At 65.5% G+C, this 20254-nt stretch carries 18 protein-coding genes; 14 read left to right on the top strand and 4 right to left on the bottom strand.

All coding sequences use genetic code 11. From position 1 onward, the window contains the following. Window positions 1–5: 5 nt before the first annotated feature. The 8 genes from P2G67_RS03475 (at window position 6) to speE (ending at window position 8194) form a co-directional block, all read left to right on the top strand. Window positions 6–1103 carry a class I SAM-dependent methyltransferase gene (locus P2G67_RS03475; RefSeq protein ID WP_275820061.1) on the top strand — a complete coding sequence of 366 codons (1098 nt, stop codon included), beginning with the start codon at window positions 6–8 and terminating at the stop codon, window positions 1101–1103. 55 nt (window positions 1104–1158) lie between these two features. After that, window positions 1159–1923: a peptidoglycan editing factor PgeF gene (gene pgeF, locus P2G67_RS03480; RefSeq protein WP_275820063.1), complete on the top strand. Its 765-nt coding sequence runs from the start codon at window positions 1159–1161 to the stop codon at window positions 1921–1923. Between the two features lie 35 nt (window positions 1924–1958). Further along, window positions 1959–3110 carry a M24 family metallopeptidase gene (locus tag P2G67_RS03485; protein ID WP_275820065.1) on the top strand — a complete coding sequence of 384 codons (1152 nt, stop codon included), beginning with the start codon at window positions 1959–1961 and terminating at the stop codon, window positions 3108–3110. 116 nt (window positions 3111–3226) lie between these two features. Next, window positions 3227–4129: a hypothetical protein gene (locus P2G67_RS03490; RefSeq protein ID WP_275820067.1), complete on the top strand. Its 903-nt coding sequence runs from the start codon at window positions 3227–3229 to the stop codon at window positions 4127–4129. A gap of 80 nt (window positions 4130–4209) precedes the next feature. Continuing rightward, window positions 4210–4653 (top strand): PAS domain-containing protein, encoded by a 444-nt coding sequence (locus P2G67_RS03495; protein ID WP_275820069.1) that lies wholly within the window; start codon window positions 4210–4212, stop codon window positions 4651–4653. Then, window positions 4650–6677 carry a DNA translocase FtsK gene (locus P2G67_RS03500; protein WP_275820071.1) on the top strand — a complete coding sequence of 676 codons (2028 nt, stop codon included), beginning with the start codon at window positions 4650–4652 and terminating at the stop codon, window positions 6675–6677. The genes P2G67_RS03495 and P2G67_RS03500 overlap by 4 nt, the downstream gene beginning before the upstream one ends. Before the next feature lie 132 nt (window positions 6678–6809). Then, window positions 6810–7349: an adenosylmethionine decarboxylase gene (gene speD / locus P2G67_RS03505; protein ID WP_275820073.1), complete on the top strand. Its 540-nt coding sequence runs from the start codon at window positions 6810–6812 to the stop codon at window positions 7347–7349. After that, the gene (speE, locus tag P2G67_RS03510) at window positions 7346–8194 is read left to right on the top strand and encodes a polyamine aminopropyltransferase (protein ID WP_275820075.1); all 849 of its coding nucleotides are present in this window, start codon (window positions 7346–7348) and stop codon (window positions 8192–8194) included. Before speD ends, speE begins: the two co-directional genes overlap by 4 nt. A 77-nt stretch (window positions 8195–8271) precedes the next feature. On the opposite strand, the gene P2G67_RS03515 is transcribed toward speE, so the two are convergent. Next, entirely contained in the window at window positions 8272–10683 is a 2412-nt protein-coding gene (locus P2G67_RS03515; protein ID WP_275820077.1) for a GcvT family protein, read from the bottom strand. A 131-nt stretch (window positions 10684–10814) separates the two neighbouring features. Between P2G67_RS03515 and P2G67_RS03520 the strand changes: the two genes are divergently transcribed. Continuing rightward, window positions 10815–11456 (top strand): TetR/AcrR family transcriptional regulator, encoded by a 642-nt coding sequence (locus tag P2G67_RS03520; protein ID WP_275820079.1) that lies wholly within the window; start codon window positions 10815–10817, stop codon window positions 11454–11456. Here the strand turns inward: P2G67_RS03520 and P2G67_RS03525 are convergent. The 3 genes from P2G67_RS03525 to dctP are packed head-to-tail and all read right to left on the bottom strand — an operon-like array spanning window position 11450 to window position 14263. Then, window positions 11450–12736 carry a TRAP transporter large permease gene (locus P2G67_RS03525; RefSeq protein ID WP_275820081.1) on the bottom strand — a complete coding sequence of 429 codons (1287 nt, stop codon included), beginning with the start codon at window positions 12734–12736 and terminating at the stop codon, window positions 11450–11452. The two genes, P2G67_RS03520 and P2G67_RS03525, sit on opposite strands and share 7 nt — an antisense overlap. Further along, window positions 12736–13236: a TRAP transporter small permease gene (locus P2G67_RS03530; protein WP_275820083.1), complete on the bottom strand. Its 501-nt coding sequence runs from the start codon at window positions 13234–13236 to the stop codon at window positions 12736–12738. Before P2G67_RS03530 ends, P2G67_RS03525 begins: the two co-directional genes overlap by 1 nt. Window positions 13237–13264: 28 nt before the next feature. Continuing rightward, complete coding sequence (gene dctP / locus P2G67_RS03535; RefSeq protein ID WP_275820085.1) at window positions 13265–14263, bottom strand: TRAP transporter substrate-binding protein DctP; 999 nt, start codon at window positions 14261–14263, stop codon at window positions 13265–13267. A gap of 116 nt (window positions 14264–14379) precedes the next feature. Between dctP and P2G67_RS03540 the strand changes: the two genes are divergently transcribed. The 5 genes from P2G67_RS03540 to P2G67_RS03560 are packed head-to-tail and all read left to right on the top strand — an operon-like array spanning window position 14380 to window position 20117. Continuing rightward, complete coding sequence (locus P2G67_RS03540) at window positions 14380–15633, top strand: sarcosine oxidase subunit beta family protein (RefSeq protein ID WP_275820087.1); 1254 nt, start codon at window positions 14380–14382, stop codon at window positions 15631–15633. A 21-nt stretch (window positions 15634–15654) separates the two neighbouring features. Further along, window positions 15655–15921 carry a sarcosine oxidase subunit delta gene (locus P2G67_RS03545; RefSeq protein WP_275820089.1) on the top strand — a complete coding sequence of 89 codons (267 nt, stop codon included), beginning with the start codon at window positions 15655–15657 and terminating at the stop codon, window positions 15919–15921. Then, entirely contained in the window at window positions 15918–18773 is a 2856-nt protein-coding gene (locus P2G67_RS03550) for a 2Fe-2S iron-sulfur cluster-binding protein (RefSeq protein WP_275820091.1), read from the top strand. Before P2G67_RS03545 ends, P2G67_RS03550 begins: the two co-directional genes overlap by 4 nt. Beyond that, the gene (locus tag P2G67_RS03555; protein WP_275820093.1) at window positions 18766–19290 is read left to right on the top strand and encodes an aminomethyltransferase family protein; all 525 of its coding nucleotides are present in this window, start codon (window positions 18766–18768) and stop codon (window positions 19288–19290) included. Before P2G67_RS03550 ends, P2G67_RS03555 begins: the two co-directional genes overlap by 8 nt. 32 nt (window positions 19291–19322) lie before the next feature. Further along, complete coding sequence (locus P2G67_RS03560) at window positions 19323–20117, top strand: pyrroline-5-carboxylate reductase family protein (RefSeq protein WP_275820095.1); 795 nt, start codon at window positions 19323–19325, stop codon at window positions 20115–20117. Window positions 20118–20254 lie beyond the last annotated feature (137 nt).

Consider the following 20254-nt stretch of genomic DNA (forward strand, 5'->3'; position numbering starts at 1 on the left):
CAGACGTGAGCGAGTCTGCGACCTTCGAGATGATTGCGCGTCACATCCGTGCCGAAGGGCCCATGAGCCTAGCCAACTACATGACGCTCGCGCTCACCCACCCGCAGGTGGGCTACTACGCCACGCGTGATCCCTTCGGCGCCGCCGGCGATTTCACCACCGCGCCGGAGATCAGCCAGGTCTTCGGTGAGCTGCTGGGTCTTTGGTGCGCCGAGCGTTGGCAGGCGATGGGCGAGCCCTCCCGAATCATGCTGGTGGAGCTGGGGCCGGGTCGCGGGACGTTAATGGCCGATGCGCTACGCGCCGCTGCCCTCCTGCCCGCCTTTCGCGCGGCCATCGACCTGCACCTGATCGAGAACAGCCCGACGCTGCGGGAGGCACAAGCGCGTAGTCTTTCCCCCACGCAGGTGACTTGGCACGACACGCTCTCCGCTTTGCCGGAAGGGCCGCTGCTGCTGATCGCCAACGAGTTCTTCGATGCCTTGCCCATCCGCCAGTTTCAGCGAACGGCTGTCGGCTGGGCGGAACGGCGCATCGGGCTCAGCCCCGATGGCCAATCGCTCTCCTGGGGCCTGGGCGCGTCCCTGCCTGCCATGCCCGAACTACCGCAGGAGGCACCGGAAGGGGCGATCCGCGAAATCTGCCCGGCGGCCCGGACCATCGTTGCGGACCTGGCGCGCCGGGTGAGCACCCATGGCGGGGCCGCGCTGATCGTCGACTACGGCTACACCGGCGGGTCGGCCGGCGACAGCCTGCAGGCGCTGCGCCACCACAGCCCGGACGATCCCCTCGCCCATCCGGGAGATGCCGACATCACCGCACATGTGGATTTCCAGGCGCTCGCTCAGGCCGCAGCCGCTGCCGGGGCGGAGGTCCACGGCCCTGTCGAGCAAGGCACCTTCCTGCGCGCCCTGGGCATCTGTGAACGCAGCGAAGCTCTCGCCGCCCAAGCCACCGCAGCGCAGCGGCGCAATCTGCTGGCGGCGCTGGAGCGCCTGACCTCTTCAGCGCAGATGGGTTCGCTCTTCAAGGCCTTGGCCTTCACGCCGAGAGCGGCGCCCGTCCCGGCCGGGTTTCCCCAGCCGCAGGAGATGCAGGCATGATCCCCACCCGAAGCGGCTCTATGCCGCAAGGCGCTAGCGCGCTAGGTTTTCTGCCATGCTGACCATTGGACCCTTCAACGCCGTCGCCGGCCTACGCCACGCCTTCTTCACCCGGGAAGGTGGAGTGAGTCAGGGAATCTATGCCTCCCTCAACTGCGGGCCCGGCAGCAAAGACAATCCCGATGATGTGGCGGAGAACCGCCGGCGCGCCGCTGCGGGACTCGGCCTGGAAGCGGACCGTCTGCTCACCTGCTATCAGGTGCATTCGCCCGACGTGGTGACGGTGGCCGAATCCTGGGGCGCAACAGATCGGCCAAAAGCGGACGGCCTGGTGACCGCCACCCCCGGACTGGCGCTGGGCATCCTCACCGCCGACTGCGCGCCCGTACTGCTTGCCGATGCCCGGACCGGAGTGATCGGCGCGGCGCACGCCGGCTGGAAAGGCGCGCTGGGCGGCGTTCTGGAAGCGACGGTCGACGCCATGGAAGCCCTCGGCGCCCGCCGTGACGCCATCATCGCCGGCATCGGCCCCTGCATCGCGCAGCGCTCCTACGAGGTCGGCCCGGATTTTCCCGCACCCTTCCTGGCTCAGGGGGAGGAGAACCGCGATCTCTTTCGCCCCGGGGCCGGCGACCGGCTGCATTTCGATCTCAAGGGCTACGTTGCCCGCCGCCTCCACCGCGCCGGCTTGCGCCAGGTACAGCCCCTGCCCTGCGATACCTGCAGCGAGGAAGAGCGCTTTTTCAGCTATCGCCGCGCCTGCCAGCGTGGCGAGCCGGATTACGGCCGCCAGCTATCGGCCATCGCGCTGACCGCCTGATCCAACCACCCAGCCAACATCGAGGACCCTGCAGCATGCCTTTACACTTCAGCACCGAGGAGTTTGCCGAGCGTCGGCGTCGCTGCTGCGCGGCCATGGCTGACGAAGGGCTGGATGGCCTGCTGATCTTTCGCCAGGAATCGATGTACTGGCTCACCGGCTACGACACATTCGGCTACGTCTGGTTCCAGTGCCTCTTCCTGCGCACCGATGGCGAACTGGTGCTGCTGACCCGCGCGCCCGACCTGCGCCAGGCACAACAGACCTCCTGCATCCCAGACATTCGCATTTGGGTCGACCTGCCTGATGCGGAGCCGACACGCGACCTGCGCGCGATTCTCGAAGAAAAGGGCATGCAGGCAAAGCGCCTCGGTGTGGAGTACGAGAGCTATGGGCTCAACGGCCGCAACGCGAAGCGGCTCGATGCCATCCTTTCCGATTTTGCCGCCCTGGAGGACGCCTCCTTCCTCATCAGCCGGCTGCGCGTGGTGAAAAGCCCGGCCGAGATCGAGTACGCGCGCAAGGCCGGCGCGCTCACGGACGCCGCGTATGAAGCCGCCGTGGCCGAAGCCGGTCCGGGCGCCTTCGAGGGCGACATTCTGGCCGCCATGCACAGCGCCATCTTTCGCCGCGGCGGCGACGATCCCTCCAACGAGTTCGTCATCGGCTCTGGCCAGCAGGCCCTGCTCTGCCGTTACCACAGTGGCCGGCGCCACCTGGACGCCAACGATCAGCTGACCTTGGAGTGGGCCGGCACCTACCGCCACTACCACGCAGCCGCCATGAACACCTTCATCATTGGCGACGTCCCGCCGCAACAGGTGGAGATGCACGCCGTCGCCCGGGACGCCCTGCTGGCGGTCGAGGCTGAGCTGCGTCCGGGCCGCACAGCCGGCGAATCTTTCGATGCACACAGTCGCGTGCTCGATACCGCCGGCTACAAGCAGCACCGCATGAACGCCTGCGGCTATTCCCAGGGCACCACCTTCGCGCCGAACTGGATGGACTGGCCGATGCTCTATCACGCCAACCCGGTGGAGTTGCGGCCCGGCATGACCTTCTTCGTGCACATCATCATCTTCGACAGCGAGCGGGGCCTCGCCATGACCCTGGGCCGCAGCAGCATGATCGGAGACTCCGGTGCGGAGCCCCTGTCGCGCATGCCCTTGGATCTGGTTCGTCTTTGAGCGATCAAGGGCTGGTCATGCTGCACAGCAAAACCCGGGAGGCCACGCCACGTGCCCTACATGATCATCTTTCTCTTCGCACTCTTTCTGGGCGTGCTGGCCACCTGCGTCATGGCGTGAAAAGCCCCCTACTGGCCAGTCTGGTGCTGATAGCCTTAACGCTGACCGCTTGCGGCCCTGTGCCGCGCCCCTTTCACCAGGACGATAAGGTCTCCATCGACCTGCGCGCGCCCTCGACCCGCTCACCCTTGAGGGTGAGCGCCCCTGAAGGCGATGCACCCGGCAATCCCCGGCGCTTCGCCTTGCACTTTGCGGAGAATCTTCTCGAACGGGGAATCGCAGCAGAGCCCGATTGGTTCAGCCTGAGCGGCGCCCCGCCCTTGGAGATCAGGCGCATGACGGGCACCGCCAGCGTGGGCGCCGCCAATGACGGCAACGAGCGCGTGGAACTGGCCTGGCGCCTCCTGTCGCCGGATGGCCGCGAGACACCGCTTGCTCCAACGCAGCTGTTGCTGCCGGCCGGAGCCTGGGAAAGTGGCGACGAGGACAGCCTTGCCGATGCCGCAGAGATCAGCGCTGCCTCCGTTGCACGTGCCCTGGGCGCGATGCCCGGTCTCGAACGCTCGTCGGATGCAGCGCCAAACCAGCGTCTGGTGCTGCTGCCGATCGAGGGCGCTCCGGGCGACGGGGCGGAGAGCCTGGAGCGCGCCATCCTGCGCGCGCTGGGTGAACGCGACGTGCCCCTGGCCGCCCTGCCGGAGGAGCAGGACCTGCTGCTCTGGTGCGAGGTGGCCGTCAGCGAACCGCGCGGTCCCTGGCAGTACGTCGAGATCCGCTGGCGGCTGGAGCGCGCGGCAGACTTCAGCGAGATCGGGACGGTGACCCAGGAGAATCGTGTGCCCATGAACAGCCTGGTCGGCCCCTGGCGCGATGCGGCCGTTCATATAGCCGAGGCAGCCGCCGATGGCATCACCGATTTGCTACTCCAGGCCGGCCTGAGTGCGCCGGATCAGCCCTGAGTGGAGGTGCCAGACAGTGGAAACGTCTTGGCAGGACTCCCGGATTGTGATTCACCTGTGCGCAGCGACGTGGGGAGACAATGAGTAACAGCAACCTGGCCCTGATCCTGCGCCATCCGGCGCTCAAGGAATTGTACCGTAAGTGGATCGCGCTGTGCGGGGATGGCGAGTTCCCGCTGGCCACCGACCTCGACCCCGCCAGCCTGCGCCCCTGGCTGGACCACCTGGTCTTGATCCGTATCGAGAACGGGGACTTCGTCTACGGCTACTACAGCCCGAGCTACGCCGAGACCTTCGACGGCGACCGGGTCGGCCAATCCATCGACGCGCTTCCGGACCCACAGCGTGCCCTGCTGCGCAAAGAGTACGAGCAGGTGCGTGAAGACCGCCTGCCAGTCAGCCGCACCTATACAGCATCCTTCGGCGCAGAAGAGCAGACCTGGGAACGCCTCGTGTTACCGTTCTTCGCGCCGGACGGCGAGGTGGTCAAACTTCTGGTCGCAGCGTACAGGTTAGAATCATGAGTGACAGCCGGCCCGTTTCCCTCTTCGGCACCGCCCGTGACGACTCCTCGACCGCCGGTGCAAGCGCCGAGGAGTTCAATCTCTGGTGCGCCATGAACGATCGCCCCTTGCGCCTGCGCTTGCATCGCTGGGGACCGGAAGCTGCGGAATGGTGCCTGGAGTCCGAACCGGGCACCTCCGCCGCAGCCGCCATCTACGGCACCGGCAGCGACCAGGAAGCGGTGGCGGTCGCCGTGGCCTATGGGTTCATCGCCGGCATCGAGTGGTCCGAAGTGCAGCTTGCCGAACGTGACGGCGATGCGGCTGACTCTACCGCGAGCAGCGATTTGAGCGTGGCCGAAGCCGAAACGACACAGGCTGAGGCCGGTAAGACAGAAGCATCCGAAAAGGCGCGCGAAGCACAGGCTTCTGCCCAAATGGCCGATCCTTCGTCTGATGCGACACCGGGGGTAACCGCCGGAGAATCGGGCAGCGGCGAGCCTCAGCATTTTGAACTGCCGGAAGCCAAGCTGCTCGGCAGCCCCAGCGCCGAAGAAGTCATTGAAACAGACGAAAACGACCTTGCCGAGAAAACGCGCAAACTGGAGACGGTTCTGAAGAACTTCCGGGTGCGTGGCGAGATCATGGAGGTGCGTCCAGGCCCCTGCGTGACGTTGTTCGAGCTGGAGCCGGTACCAGGCACAAAGTCTTCCACGGTGATCAACCTGGCCGACGACATCGCGCGTTCAATGGCAGCCGTCACGGCACGCATCGCGCTGGTGCCGGGTCGCAGCGTCATTGGCATTGAACTGCCCAACGAGCAGCGTGAAACAGTGTTCCTGAGCGAGGTCTTCGAGAGCGACGCCTACCTCGATTCCAAGGCCCGCTTGCCGTTGGCCCTGGGTAAGAACATCGGTGGCGAGCCTGTGGTGGTGGATCTGGCGCGCATGCCGCACCTGCTGATCGCCGGCACCACCGGCTCCGGCAAGTCGGTCGGCATCAACGCGATGATCCTTTCTCTGCTCTACCGGCTGACGCCGGAGCAGGTGCGCCTCATCCTGGTCGACCCCAAGATGTTGGAGCTCTCGGTCTACGACCACATCCCCCATCTGCTCACGCCCGTCGTAACCGACCCGCACAAAGCCGTCGCGGCGCTCAAGTGGACGGTGCGGGAGATGGAAAACCGCTACCGCGCCATGTCGCTGCTCGGTGTGCGTAACATCGAGGGCTACAACGCCAAGGTCGCCGAGCTGGCCGAGCGGCAGGAGAAGGTGACGCGCCGCGTTCAGGTCGGCTACGACCGCGAGAAGCAGGAGCCGGTCTTCGAGGACCGCATCGTCGAGCTGCAGCACCTGCCCTTCATCGTCGTCGTGGTCGACGAGATGGCCGATCTCATGCTGGTTGCCGGCAAGGAGATCGAGACTCTCATTCAGCGCCTGGCCCAGATGGCACGCGCGGCCGGCATCCACCTCATCATGGCGACGCAGCGGCCATCGGTGGACGTTATCACCGGCACCATCAAGGCCAATTTCCCGACCCGCATCTCCTTCATGGTGACCAGCAAGATCGACAGCCGCACGATCCTTGGAGAATCCGGCGCCGAGCAACTTCTGGGCCAGGGAGACATGCTCTTCATGGCCGCAGGCGGACGCATCAGCCGCGTGCATGGCCCCTTCGTCTCCGACCAGGAGGTGGAAGACGTGGTCGCCCACCTGCGCGCCCAAGGCGAGCCGGACTATGTCTACGCGGTCACGGAAGAGGAGGAGGAAGAGGAGGTGATTCCCGCCCCCGGCGCCTCGGGCGAGGAGACCGGCAGCGACGAGGGAGAGGAAGGCGATCTCTACACCCAGGCTCTGGCCCTCATCCTGCGCGAGAACAAGGTGTCTGTGAGCTTCGTGCAGCGCCACCTCCAGATCGGCTATAACCGGGCCGCCCGCCTGGTGGAACGCATGGAGCAGGAAGGCGTGGTGAGCCCCCCTAATCACGTGGGCAAGCGCGAAATCCTGGTGTCAGCGCGAACCGTCTTTGCCAACCGCCAGGGCTGAACAAGGCGCGAATTCTTTCTTCCAGACCTGACAAATCTATCCTTGAAACGCGCTGTCAAATAAGCCATTTCCGGCGCTCACCCGAAAGCAAGCGGCTGGCTGGGTTCATCTACTGGTCCGGAGGGGGATGCGATGAAGCATTCGACGACCCTTTCCGAATTGGGGATGGGCTTGGACCTGCATACGGCAGGCACCCTAACCAAAGAGGAAAACCCCATCACCGACGTTGGGAATGGCCCGACGCCGGCGAATACCAATGGTGCGGCTCACGACGGCACCACTGTACCGAACGACGATCGGCTCGATCACTTCGTCGAGAAGGACGGCCTGCGGTTCGCCGGCACGCACCTGATCGTCGATCTTTGGGATGCCATGCGTCTCGACGACCTGGCGCACGTCGAGGACACTCTGAAACGAGCGACAGAGGTGGCAGGTGCCACGCTGCTGAACGTAGATCTGCATCATTTCACGCCCAATGGTGGCGTTTCCGGCGTCGCGGTGCTGGCCGAGAGTCACATCTCGATTCACACCTGGCCAGAGTGCGGCTACGCGGCCATCGACCTCTTCATGTGCGGCGCCGCCGAGCCGCACAAGGCCATCGCGGTGTTCCGGGAGGCCTTCGGTCCGGCGCGGGTCAACGTCGGCGAACATAAGCGCGGTATCGTCGAATGATGCAGTATCTGGAAACGCTGCATGGTCCTTACGGTCAGTATTTCGCGGTAGAGCGTGAGCTCTACCGCGATAAGACCGAGTATCAGGATCTGGTGATCTTCGAGAACCAAACCTTTGGTAAGGTGCTCGCTCTCGACGGCGCCGTGCAGACCACCACGGCTGATAACCACGCCTACCACGAGATGCTCCTGCACCCGCCCCTGCTCGCACACGGGCAGGCCAAGCGGGTGCTGATCATCGGCGGCGGCGACGGTGGGAGCCTGCGCGAGGCGGTCAAGCACCCCATCGAGCGGGCGGTGATGGTGGAGATCGATCCGGCCGTGATTGAACTCTCTCAGCGCTACCTGCCCGAGCTTTCGGATGGTGCCTTTAGCAACCCGAAGGCGGAAGTTGTGATTGCCGACGGGTGCCGCTATGTGGCGGAGACCGAGGAGCGCTTCGATGTCATCGTCGTGGACTCCACCGATCCCATCGGCCCCGGGGCGGTGTTGTTCACGAGCGACTTCTATCGCGACTGTAAACGCTGCCTGACGCCCGGCGGTGTCCTGGTCACACAGCACGGCGTGCCGCGCCTGCAGCCCGATGAGTTGACTGATGGCTACCGCAAGTTAACCGCGCTCTTTGCGGACGCGACCTTCTATCTGACCGTGGTGCCGACCTATACCGGCGGCGCTATGACTCTGGGCTGGGCCAGCGATGAACCGGCCCTGCGGAGGGTGCCTCTGGAAACGCTGGAAGAACGCTTTGCGCCCTTGGACGGCAAGACCCGCTATTACAATCCATCGGTTCACCAGGCAGCCTTCGCCCTGCCGCCCGAGGTTCAACGCCTGCTTCGACGCAGCTGACCGGCCAGCCACCAGGGCAAAACGACAATCGGGCCTCCCATCTACGCCGGTGAGAGGCCCGAAGTCTTTTCTTGCCCCTACCCGCGCATGCGGCGGCCGTCGGGGTCGTAAGGCGACGGCGCAATCACCTTTGCCGGGCGCTCTTCGCCCACGATGTGGGTGCTCAGCTCTGTTCCGGGGCTGCTGACACCCGGCTCGACCAAAGCCATGGCCAGGCTCTTGCCCAGGCTGTGCCCGTAGCCGCCAGAGGTGACGAAGCCCACTCGGCGGCCCTCGTGCCAAACCGGCTCGTACCCGGATGCGTCGGCCGAGCTAGCATCGACTTCGAGCGTGACCAGGCAGGATTCGGCGCCGCGCTCCTTCTCGGCCAAGGCAGCCTCGCGGCCGACGAAGTCTCCCTTATCAAAGGCAATCCAGCGGTCCATGCCGGTCATGCCCGCGGTGTAGCCTTGCGTGAACTCCCGCGACCAGATGCCGAAGCTCTTCTCCAGGCGCAGGGAATTCAGGGCCTGGAAACCGAACTCGACAAGACCGTGCTCCTCTCCCGCCGCTTTCAGCGTTTCGCGCAGGGAGATGTGCTCAACCGCCGGACAGTGCAACTCGTAGCCGAGTTCCCCGGTCACGGACAGGCGCGCGGCCTGCACACGGGTGAGACCCACATCCAGCGGGCGACAAGCCATGAAGCCGAAAGCCTCGTGGCTGACGTCCTGGGGGGTGACCTGCTGCAGCACCTTGCGGGCATCCGGTCCAGTGAGTGCAAACCCCACCACAGCGTCGGAGATGTCCTGCACATTCACACCCTCGCGCAGATGCTGCTCGAACCAGCGCATATGCCATTCACGCAGGTAATAGGAGCCGAGGAGCCACCAACGGCCGTCGCCCCAATTGAAGACCGTGAGATCACCTTTCAGTCGCCCGTCGTGGCCAAGCATTGGCGCCAGACGCGTCCGGCCCGGTGCCGGCAAGCGGCAGGCCAGAAGGTGATGGAGCCAGGCCTCGGCATGAGGCCCGCTCACCTCGTAGCGGGAGAAGGCGGAGATATCGATCAGGCCGACGCCACTGCGCACGGCCTCGCACTCGCGCTTCACCAGGTCGAAGGCATTGGACCGCCGCAGGGTCGGCTTTTCTTCGAAGCCCTCAGGCGCGAAGTAGATCGGCACCTCAAGGCCCCAGGTGCTGCCCCAGCGGGCCCCCTCGTGGGTCATGGCATCATAAGCAGGCGCCTTGCGCAGCGGCCGACCCGCCGGCAGCTGCTCGTTGGGGTAGGTCATCACGAAGCGCCGGGAGTAGAACTGCCCCGTGGTCTGGCGGATATACTCCTTGTTGGACGCGAAATCGCCGTAGCGGGCGATGTCCATGCCGAAGATGTCGCCCTCCGGCTCGCCCTCGATCATCCACTCGGCGAGTGCCTTGCCGACGCCGCCGCCTTGCAGGAAGCCGGCCATCACGCCGCAGGCCAGCCAATAGTTGGGCACGCGCCGCACCGGCCCCACCAGCGGGTTGCCGTCCGGGGAGAAGGTGAAGGCGCCGTTCACCCAGCGCTTGATCCCGACATTCTCCAGGCAGGGGTAGCGATTGAAGCCGGTAGCCAGTTCGTCGGAAATCCGGTCGATGTTCTCCTGGATCAGCTCAATGCCATAGTCCCAGGGTGCGCCGTCCATGTTCCAGTGTTGGTAGTTGCGCTCGTAGATGCCCAGCAGCATGCCCTTCTGCTCCTGGCGCATGTAGGTGAAGCCCTCGAGATCCACGATCATCGGCAGCTCGCGGTCGAGCGCCTCCACCTCTGGGATGTTCTCGGTGACGAGGTAGTGATGCTCCAGCGGACTGACCGGCAGTTCGAGCCCCACCATACGGCCCACCTGCTTGGCCCAGAGCCCGCCGGCGTTTACCACATGCTCGGCCTGGATTGTCCCCTGCTCGGTCACCACGTCCCAGCTCAGATCCGGGCGCTGGTTGAGTTCCAGAACCCGGTTGTGCTCGATGACCGTGGCACCGCGCTTGCGGGCGGCCCGGGCGTAGGCGTGCACCACGCCCGAGGGATCGATGTAACCCTCGCGCTCGGCATAGAGGCCGCCAAAGAGCCCCTCAGTCGAAACCAGGGGACAAGCCTCCTTGATCTCCTCGGGGCCGACCAGGCGCACATCCTCGATGCCCATGGTCTGGAAAGTGCGGTAGGCCGACTGCAGCCACTCCCAGCGCGCCGGATCGGCGGCGATCGAGATGCCCCCGGTCATGTGCATGCCGGTGTCGACGCCGGATTCGGTGCCGATCTCTTTCAACAGGTTGATCGTGTAGGACTGCAGCGCGGCGATGTTTGGATCGGCATTCAGGGCATGGAATCCACCGGCCGCGTGCCAACTCGAACCGGCTGTCAGCACCGAGCGCTCGACAAGCGCCACGTCTTTCCATCCCAGCTTTGTCAGATGATAAAGAACCGAGGCGCCGACGACGCCGCCCCCGATCACCACCACCCTGTATTGTGACTGCATGACCGCTTCTCCCACTGGATCGACTGTTGCGAACAGCCTAATCGGCTTGACGCGAGGGCGTCTAGACAGAAGTGTACAGACGTTGCGGAAACACCAATGCGGAACACTCAGGAACGGTCAAAGCCGACACCATGCCCAACCATCCCGATAGCGGCCCTGGCCGCTCCACCAGAGAAGACTGGCTGCGCGCGGCGGTGGACCTCATCGTGGCGGGTGGGGTCGATCGGGTGAAGGTGCAGGTGATCGCGCGGCAACTTGGCGTGTCTCGCTCGAGCTTCTACTGGTTTTTCAAGAGCCGACAGGACCTGCTTGACCAGCTCCTGGCCCACTGGCAGGCGACCAACACCGCTGCCATCGTCGAACGCGCAGGGCGCAAGGCCGACACGCCCTGCCGCAGCGTGCTCAATGTCTTCGAATGCTGGGTGAAGGAAACCCTGTTCGACCCGCACCTGGACATCGCGGTGCGCGATTGGGCCCGCAAGTCGGACAAGGCCCGCCAAGCAGTGGATGCCGGTGACGAGGAGCGCATGCGGGCACTCACCGCCATGTTCCGCCGCCACGGCTACGCGGAGGACGAAGCCTTCATCCGCGCGCGCGTCCTCTATTACATGCAGATCGGTTACTACTCGCTGGACATCCAGGAGCCCATGGAAACGCGCATGGCCTACATCGCCAACTACCTGCGCGTTTTCACGGGGTTCGAGCCGACAGAGGCCGAGATCGCCGACTTCCAGGTCTTTCTTCGCGACGGAAGCCGTTCAGGCGCTCAATAGAAGCCGAGCCAGCGCGGGAAGGAGAGCGACAGCGCTGGCCAGAAGGTGGTGACCAGCATAACTGGCAGCGCGACGATCCCCAGCAGCAGCAGCGCCGGTCCCACCGTCTTATGAATGGGCACCTTACTGATCCGACAGGCCATATAGAGGATCGGTGCCACCGGCGGCGAGTTGGCCCCGATCACCACGGAGCAGCCGACGATTGCCGCATAGTGCAGCGGCTCCACGCCGACCGCGGTGACCACTGGCATGAACAACGGCGCGATGACCACCGTGACCGACACGTCGTCCATCAAGGCGCCGGTGACGATCAGCACCGCATTGACCAGCAACAGCGTCCCGATCGGCCCCAGGGAGAACGAGAGCATGGTCTCGGTCAGTTCCTGCGGCACCCGCTCGAAGGCAAGGATGCGGCTGATCATGAAGGAGAACAGCAGGATCAAGATGATCGTGCCCGTGGTCTCCGCGGCGGCGATGATGCTCTTGCCGAAGCGCCCCCAGGTCAGATCCCGGTAGATGAAGGCACCGATGAAGAGCGAGGCCGCAACGGCAACCGCAGCCGCCTCCGTTGGGGTGAAAACGCCGCCGTAGATGCCGCCCAGGATGATGAAGGGCAGGACGAGCGCCGGCAGCGCCGCGAACACCGCCTTGCCGCGCTGGCCCTTCGCCACGGCCTCGCCCGGAATCTCCTCGAACAGGCGCCCAGCGCAAAAGCGGTTGAAGAGGATGAGACCGATCATCAGCAGAAGCGCGGGGCCGATGGTCGCGGCGAAGGCCGCAGCCACCGATTGCCGGGTCACCACGGCGAAAAGGATCATGGTGATGGACGGCGGTATGAGGATGCCCAGCAGTGACGACACGCCCAGCAGCGCTGATGTGTAGCCGCGCGGATAGCCCCGCTTTTCCAGCGGGTCGACCATGATGGTGCCGATGGAGGCAACGGCAGCCGTCGCGGTGCCGGCGATCGCCCCGAAGATGCCGGAGCTCAAGACGAGCGAAGCACCCATGCCGCCACGTCGCCCGCCGACCAAGACGTCGATGAATCGGATGATGCGCGTTGCGAGCCCGCCCGACTGCATCAGGTAGCCCGTCAGCACGAAAAGCGGCAGCGCCAGCAGCACGATGGAGTTCAGCGAGCGAAAGCCCTGCAGCAGCAGGGTGCTCAGGTTGCTGTCGTAGATATAGACCAGATAAGCCAGGGTACCGGCGAAAGCCCAAGCCACGGGCACGCCGATGCCCATGAGCAGGATCAGGAGACCGATTGCGAGCAAGCCTTCCATCAGACTTCCGCCCCTTTCAGCCGACGCAGGTCGCCGACTGCCAGCACGAGGTCACGCAGCGCATAGGCGAAACAGCCCAGTGCCGCCGCGACGATGGCCAACTGCGGGACCCAAAGCGGGATGTGCAGGGTGACCGTGGTTTGCGGCCGCTGCAGACCCCAGGACACCATCTCGTAGCTCCAGTAAATGAAGAAGCCGCAGACCACCGTGGTGATCGTTGCCACCACGATGCGCTGGATGATGCGGCTGCGTTCGCTGCGCAGGCGGGTCGAGAGGTAGGTGACGGTCAGGTGCTCGCTGCTCCGCGAGGCGATGAGCGCGCCGCTCATGTAGAGGAAGATCGACGCCATGAGGCTGAGATCATGCGCTGCCGCGAAGTTCCAGCCGAAGACGTAGCGGGCCAAGACCAGCAACAGCAGGAAGCCAGCCAGCGAAAGGCTGCAAAGAATCGCCACGGCGCGGAGCACCGTGGCGATGGTCTTGTCGATCTTGCCTAACACGTCGTTTCAGTCGGTCCGGGTCTCGAGATTAGAGTGGGCTGGCGTTGGCCCGCACCACGTCCATGATTTCGGAACCCACCTGGTCTTCCATCTGCGGCCAGACCTTCTCACGCACCACCTTGGCCAGACCCATGATGGTCTCCTCGTCGGGCTCGATGTACTCCATGCCGGATTCCTCGGCGAGTGAAGCGTAGTGTGCGTCGATCTCGCGGCCGTTGACGAAGTGATCTTCCATCACCTTGACCGCGGCGTCCTGAACGACCTTCTGGTGCTCTTCGCTCAGGCCCTCGAAGGAGCCCAAGTTCATGGAGATCATGCCGGTAACGAAGGACTGCTTGGTGCGCACGTAGTAGTCCAGCGTGTCGCGGAAATACTCGTAATCCCAGTAGATGACGTTGGCTGCATCGCCGTCCACCACGCCGGTCTCAATGGAGGTGAAGACCTCGCTCCAGTCGATGGAGGCCGTCTGGTAGCCCATGGCTTCCAGAGTCTCGGCCTGTGGGAACATCGGCGGCACGCGGACCTTGATGTCTCCGGCATCCTCAACGGTCAGGGCATACTTGCCGCGGGTTGCAACGCCGTTGAAGCCTTCCGGCCAGGCACCGAAGAACTTGAGGCCCACATCCTGGTAGATGCCGTCCAGCATGCCGTTGATCCAGCCGCCGGGCTTGTAGGCTTCCAGCGCCTCTTCCCAGGTGAAGACCATGTAGGGGGTGTAGATCACGCCGATGCGCCGGTCGTAGGCGGTGATCGGCCAGTTGATCATCAGATCGACATCGCCGGCCACGTGCAGGTCGAAAACCTCCTGCTGGCTGCCGAGTTCGTTCTGATAGAAGATATCGACCTCGATCTCGCCGTTGGTGCCCTCTTCGATCAACTCCGCCCACTGCTCCATGGAGGCAGCGGTCGGCGAGCCGGGAGCGCCGGAATCGGTGGCCAGCTTGAAGGTGATCGCGGAGGCCGAACCCGTGCCCAGCGCCAGGACCGCCGCGGCGGTGAAGGCCAAGGTGGAAAGTGATTTGATCATTTTCTGCTGCTCCCCTCTCTCGTTATGCAAGGCTGTGACTTGATTTGCCTGTTTCATGGACATTAGTGTCCAGGGATCGGCGATGTCAACGAGTTGCAACGGGACGGGGCCAAGCCTTGGCGAAGGACTATTCGACGCTGCGTCTGCTCCGGGAAGGGCTGCGCGGACACACCGGCTGGCAGCCAGCCTGGCGCGATGCCGAACCCAAAGGCGATTACGACGCACTGGTCATCGGCGGCGGCGGGCACGGGCTGGCCACGGCCTACTACCTTGCCAAGAATCATGGCCTGAAGCGGATTGCGCTGGTGGAGAAAGGCTGGCTGGGCGGCGGCAACACCGGTCGCAACACGACGGCCATCCGCTCCAACTATTTCTACCCGGAAAGCGTGGCGCTCTATGATTTTGCGCTGAAGCTTTACGAAGGCCTGTCACGCGACCTCAACTACAACATCATGTTCTCGCAGCGCGGTCTGGCCGTGGTGGCCCACTCCGAAGCCGAGATGGAGATGGCCGCCCGGATCGTGAACGCCATGCAGATCAACGGCACCGACGCCGAACTGCTGAGCCGCGAGCAGGTCCTGGAGAAGGCGCCCCTGCTCAATCAGAGCGACCGCGCCCGCTATCCCATTTACGGGGGCATCTGGCAGGGCCGCGCAGGGACGGCGCGCCACGACGCTGTGGCCTGGGGCTATGCGCGCGGCGCCAGCACGCTGGGCGTCGACATCATCCAGAACTGTGAAGTGACCGGCTTCCTGGTCGAACAGGGGCGCTGTGTCGGAGTCGAGACCAGCCGCGGGACCATCCGCGCCGGGGTGACAGGCATGGCCGTTGCCGGACACTCTGGCGTGCTGGCCGGCCTCGCTGGCTTCCGCTTGCCGATCCGATCTTTCGCGCTGCAGGCCATGGTGTCGGAGCCGGTGAAGCCCTGCCTGGATACCGTGTTGCTCTACATGGGAACTGGCACCTATCTCAGCCAATCCGACAAGGGCGAACTGGTGATCGGCGGAGGGCTCGACCGCGTGCTCTCCTATGGCCAGCGCGGCAATCCGCCGCTGCAGGAGCAGGTGATCTCGGGCATGCTGGAGATGTTCCCCTCCTTCGGGCAGCTCAAGCTGCTGCGGCAGTGGGCCGGAATCGTGGACGTGGTGCCCGACTCCTCGCCGATCATCGGCCCCTCTCCCCTGCCCGGTCTCTTCATCAACGGCGGCTGGGGCACCGGCGGCTTCAAGGCCATACCGGCCGGCGGCTGGCTGCTGGCCCACCTGATGGCCACCGGCGAGCATCATGAGATCAGCCGCCCCTTCGACCTCTCCCGCTTCACCACCGGACGCCTGATCGATGAGGCGGCCGGTTCGGCCATCGCCCACTGATCGGCGCCCAGGAGGCATTTCATGCAGCGCTTTCCCTGCCCCTTCTGCGGACTTCGCGACGAAACCGAGTTCCACTACGGGGGCGAAGCCGGCAACGACAGGCCGGAACCAGCCGCAGAGGTGAGCGACCAGGGCTGGGCCGAGTATCTTCACATCGAGACCAACCCAAAGGGACGCTCGCGCGAGATCTGGGTGCACATGACGTGCGGCGAGTTTTTCCTGCTGGAGCGCGATACGGTGACGCACGAGGTCTTTGCCAGCGAGAGCCTGCGGAGGGCCGCGCCATGACCGCCGCCAGCCAGAGCAAGCAGCACACGACGTCCACCGACGCGCTGACCTTCACCTTCGACGGGCGCGCGCTTGTCGGGCGGCATGGCGACACGGTTGCGTCTGCCCTGCTCGCCAACGGCGTCTTCACCATCGGACGCAGCTTCAAGTACCACCGCCCGCGCGGCTTCTGGAGCGCCGGCGCCGAAGAGCCCAACGGGCTCTTCGACATCCGCCACCAGGGTCGCCACCACCCCAATGCCCGCGGCACCCTCGTGCCGCTGGAGGCGGGTATGGAAGTACGCTCGGTCAACACGAGTCCCTCTGCTGCGCAGGATCGCCTCAGCCTGCTGGATCGGCTGGGTCGCTTCCTGCCAGCCGGCTTCTACTACAAGACCTTCCTGTGGCCCGACTGGCATCTCTACGAACCGCGCATCCGCGCCATGGCAGGCCTGGGTCGCCTCGACCCGGCCTTCGAGCCACCGGGGAACTCGCCTCAACGCTCTCTCCATTGTGACCTGCTGATCATCGGCGCCGGGCCCGCAGGACTGGCAGCAGCCCACGCCGCCGCAACCGCCGGCCGGCGCGTGCTTCTCGTCGAGCTGCAGCGCCAGGCCGGCGGCAGCCTGCTGCACCGCCCGGCCCGGATCGAGGGCCTCGACGGGACGGACTGGGTTGCCGCCACGCTCAACAAGCTGTCGGACCAAGGCGGAGAGCTTCTGACGAGTACAACCGCCTACGGCATCTATGACCACAACCTGGTCTGCCTCTGGGAACAGCGGCAGGGCCGGCCGGACCGCCTCTGGCGCGTGCGCCCGCGGGAGATCGTCCTGGCCACCGGTGCTAGTGAACGCCCTCTGGTTTTTGAGAACAACGACCGCCCGGGCATACTCTCGGCTGACGCAGGCTTGCACTATCTGCGCCGCCATGGGGTGCGCCTGGGCGAGCGGGTGGTGATCGCCACCAACAACGACAGCGTCTGGCCAGTCGCCACGGGGCTGCGCGACGCCGGCGCCAGGGTCACCATCGCCGACAGCCGCGCGCAGGCGTCTCTGCCCGCGCCCGAGGGCGTAGAACTGTTGACCAGCGCGCCCGTCACCTCGGTCCAGGGTCGCAAGCGGGCCGAGGCCGTCATTGTGAAAGGTCGCAGTCTCGCGGCGGATCTCGTGCTGGTCTCTGGCGGCTTTACGCCCAACGTGCACCTCTACTGCCAGGCCCGAGGCCGTCTGCACTATGACGAAGAACGCCTCGCCTTCCGGCCGGGCCAGGCCGTCCCAGGCCTGCAGGTTGTCGGCGCGGCCAATGGCACTTTCCTGCTGGCCGATGCCCTCAAGGAAGGGCACCGGAGCGCCGGCAGCAAGGAGGATGTGCCGCGCGCTGAGGCCGCCCTCGAACAGTTCAGCATCGAGGCTGCCTGGCCCGACACCAAGCTGGCCGGGCGGCAATGGATCGATTTTCAGAATGACGTGACGCTCAAGGATGTGGCACTGGCGGCGCAGGAGAACTTCCGCTCCGTCGAGCATCTCAAGCGCTACACCACGCTCGGCATGGCAACCGACCAGGGCAAGACCTCGAACATGAACGGCCTGGCGGCCATGGCGGCGGTCACCGGGCGGACCATTCCCGAAGTCGGCACCACCACCTTTCGCCCGCCCTACGTGCCGGTGCCCTTCACGGTGATCGCCGGGCGGCGCCGAGGCGAGCTCTTCTCGCCGGTGCGGCGCTTGGTGCTGGAGAACGCGCACCGGCAGGCCGGCGCCGCATTTCGCGAGTATGGCTCCTGGCTGCGCCCGGCCTTTTACGGCGTCGGTACGCCGGAAGAGGCGATCCACCGCGAGGCACGGCAGGCGCGCCAATCCGTTGGACTCTTCGACGGCTCGCCACTCGGCAAGATCGAGGTCATGGGCCCCCAGGCTGCGGCTCTGCTGGATTTCAATTCCTACAATCGCCTCTCGACCCTGAAGCCCGGCCGCATCCGCTACGGCTTCATGCTGACCGAAAGCGGCGTGGTCTACGACGACGGCGTGGTGCTGCGGGTGAGCGAGGATCACTTCATCGTTTCCTGCTCCTCCGGCCACGTGCCGGGTGTGGTCATGCGGCTGGAGGAGTGGCGGCAGGACCGCTTCGACCCGAGCCAGGTCGTGGTGCACAACTCCACGGCCCAGTGGTCGACCCTGACCGCCACCGGCCCGCAGGCCCGGTCGTTGGTCGCTGCACTGGACCTGGGCGTCGACCTCGGCGACGACGCCCTGCCGCACATGGCATTCGCTCAGGGGCGCTTCCGGCAGTGGCCCGTGCGGGTGGCCCGGGTCAGCTTCACCGGTGACCGCTCCTACGAACTCTCCCTGCCGGCCGCCGGTGCACTGACACTCTGGCAGCGCATGCTGGTGGAGGGGCAGAAGCGCGAGGCGACCCTGCTCGGCTCCGAAGCCTTGATGATCCTGCGGGCCGAGAAGGGCTATATCGTCGCCGGCAAGGACACGGACGGCTACACCATGCCCATGGACCTGGGCCTCAGCGGGCCGCGCGAGAAGCGACAGGACGAATATGTCGGCAAGCGTGCGCTCTTTACCCCCGAGGCCACCAAGCCGAACCGGCCCGCACTCGTCGGCCTCGAGGTGGAAGGGTCGGAACCGCTGCCCACCGGCGCCCACGCCATCGAGCGGAGCGGAACGGGTCAGCGCTCGCTCGGCTTCGTGACCTCCAGCTATTGGAGCCCGATGCTCGGCCGCCCCATCGCCCTGGCGCTCGTCGAGGCGGGCCGGGCGCGCCTGCAGCAGGAGATCGAGATCTATCATCTCGGCCAGCAGCGCCGGGCGCGGGTGGTGGCACCCTGCGCTTTCGATCCCGAAGGAGCGCGCCTCAATGCGTGATTTCGCCCAGAAGTGGACCGCCTTTCCCGAGTGGAGCGAAGCCGAACTGCTGCGCGACGGCTGGCGGGCGCGAGTGGTGCCCGGGCTATCCCAGACTCTGGTCAGCGGCGCGCTGGACAAGGCCTGGGCTCAACTCGGCCCGGAGGGCGCGGAGGTCGGACTGTGGCAGATTGCATCGCCCGAAACCCCCTACCGGGTGCGAATCGCCCGCGATCGCGCCCTGCTCGTCTCCCCCGAGGCAATGGCGTTCGATCCGGGCTGGCACGCCGACGGATGGGCGGCCACGGTGGCAGACAACAGCTACGCCGTTCTGGAGCTCGAAGGGAGCGAGACGCGCAACGTCGTGAGCGAGGCGACCACCGCCGATCTGGACGCTGGCAGCCCCTCGGCCGCCACACTGTTTGCCGGACTGCAGAGCGTTCTGCTCTATCGCACAGCGGAGGCCAGGGTGCGCCTGCACGTAGAATCGGGCTACCTTCCCTACCTGTGGCGCTGGCTGGAAACGCGCCCGGAGTAGAGCAATTCAAGCAAATCGTAAGGAGGATGGGCATGCGCCTGGGAATCATCGGTGCCACCGGCTGGCTCGGCAGCGCCCTGGGCAAGGCCGTGCTCAACAGCGGCCTTGTGGAGCCGCAGGATCTCGTGCTGCTGAACCGCAGCGGCCCCCGTCCCGACTACCTCGGCTACAGTGAGCCGCACTGGGCCAGCGATCCGGCGGACCTGGTGGCACGCGCGGACGTGATCGTGCTTTCCGTTCGGCCCGAGGACTATGCGGGGCTCGGTCTGCGAGCCGAAGGCCGATTGCTACTCTCCTTCCTGGCCGGCACACCGCTCGAGGTACTCGCAGCCAGTGGTGCCCGCGTGGTGCGCTCCGCCCCAAACGGCGCTGCGGATCGGGGACAGTCCTACACCCCCTGGATCGCCGGACCGGATGTGACACGAGAGGATCGGGCCGTCGTTTGTGACTTGCTGTCCACTGTGGGCCGCGAGGACGAGGTGGATAACGAAGCGCAGATCGACTATCTCACCGCGCTCTCCGGCTCCGGAGCCGCCTACCCGGCCTTGATGGCTGCTGCCATGCTCGCGGACGCGCGCAAGGCCGGTCTACCCGAAGGCGTCGCCCAGCGCGCGGTGGAAGCCGCGGTGTGCGACGGCGGCGAAACCCTGCGCGGACACATCGGCGAGGCGGAAGAGACCGTGGCCCTCTACCGCAGCTACCGGGGCACCACGGCCGCCGGACTGGACGCTGCCGAAGGCGCCGGGTTCTCCAAAGCACTTGCCGAAGCCTTAGGCGCTGCGACTGAGAAGGCGCGTGCGATCAGTGACGAAGCGAAGAAGCGATAGCGCTTCGGCGCCCGGCCCCATCAGAACGCTCGACAAGCGAACCGAAAGCACCGATGGCCTCCCGCCCTGTGATGCGGTAGAAAGTGAAACTCGTAGCGATAGCGAACATTTGGCCGGTTGCGAGCAACAGTCTCAAA

Origin of the sequence: Aquibaculum arenosum (genome assembly GCF_029222965.1) — a bacterium.
GTDB lineage: Bacteria > Pseudomonadota > Alphaproteobacteria > Kiloniellales > DSM-21159 > Aquibaculum > Aquibaculum arenosum.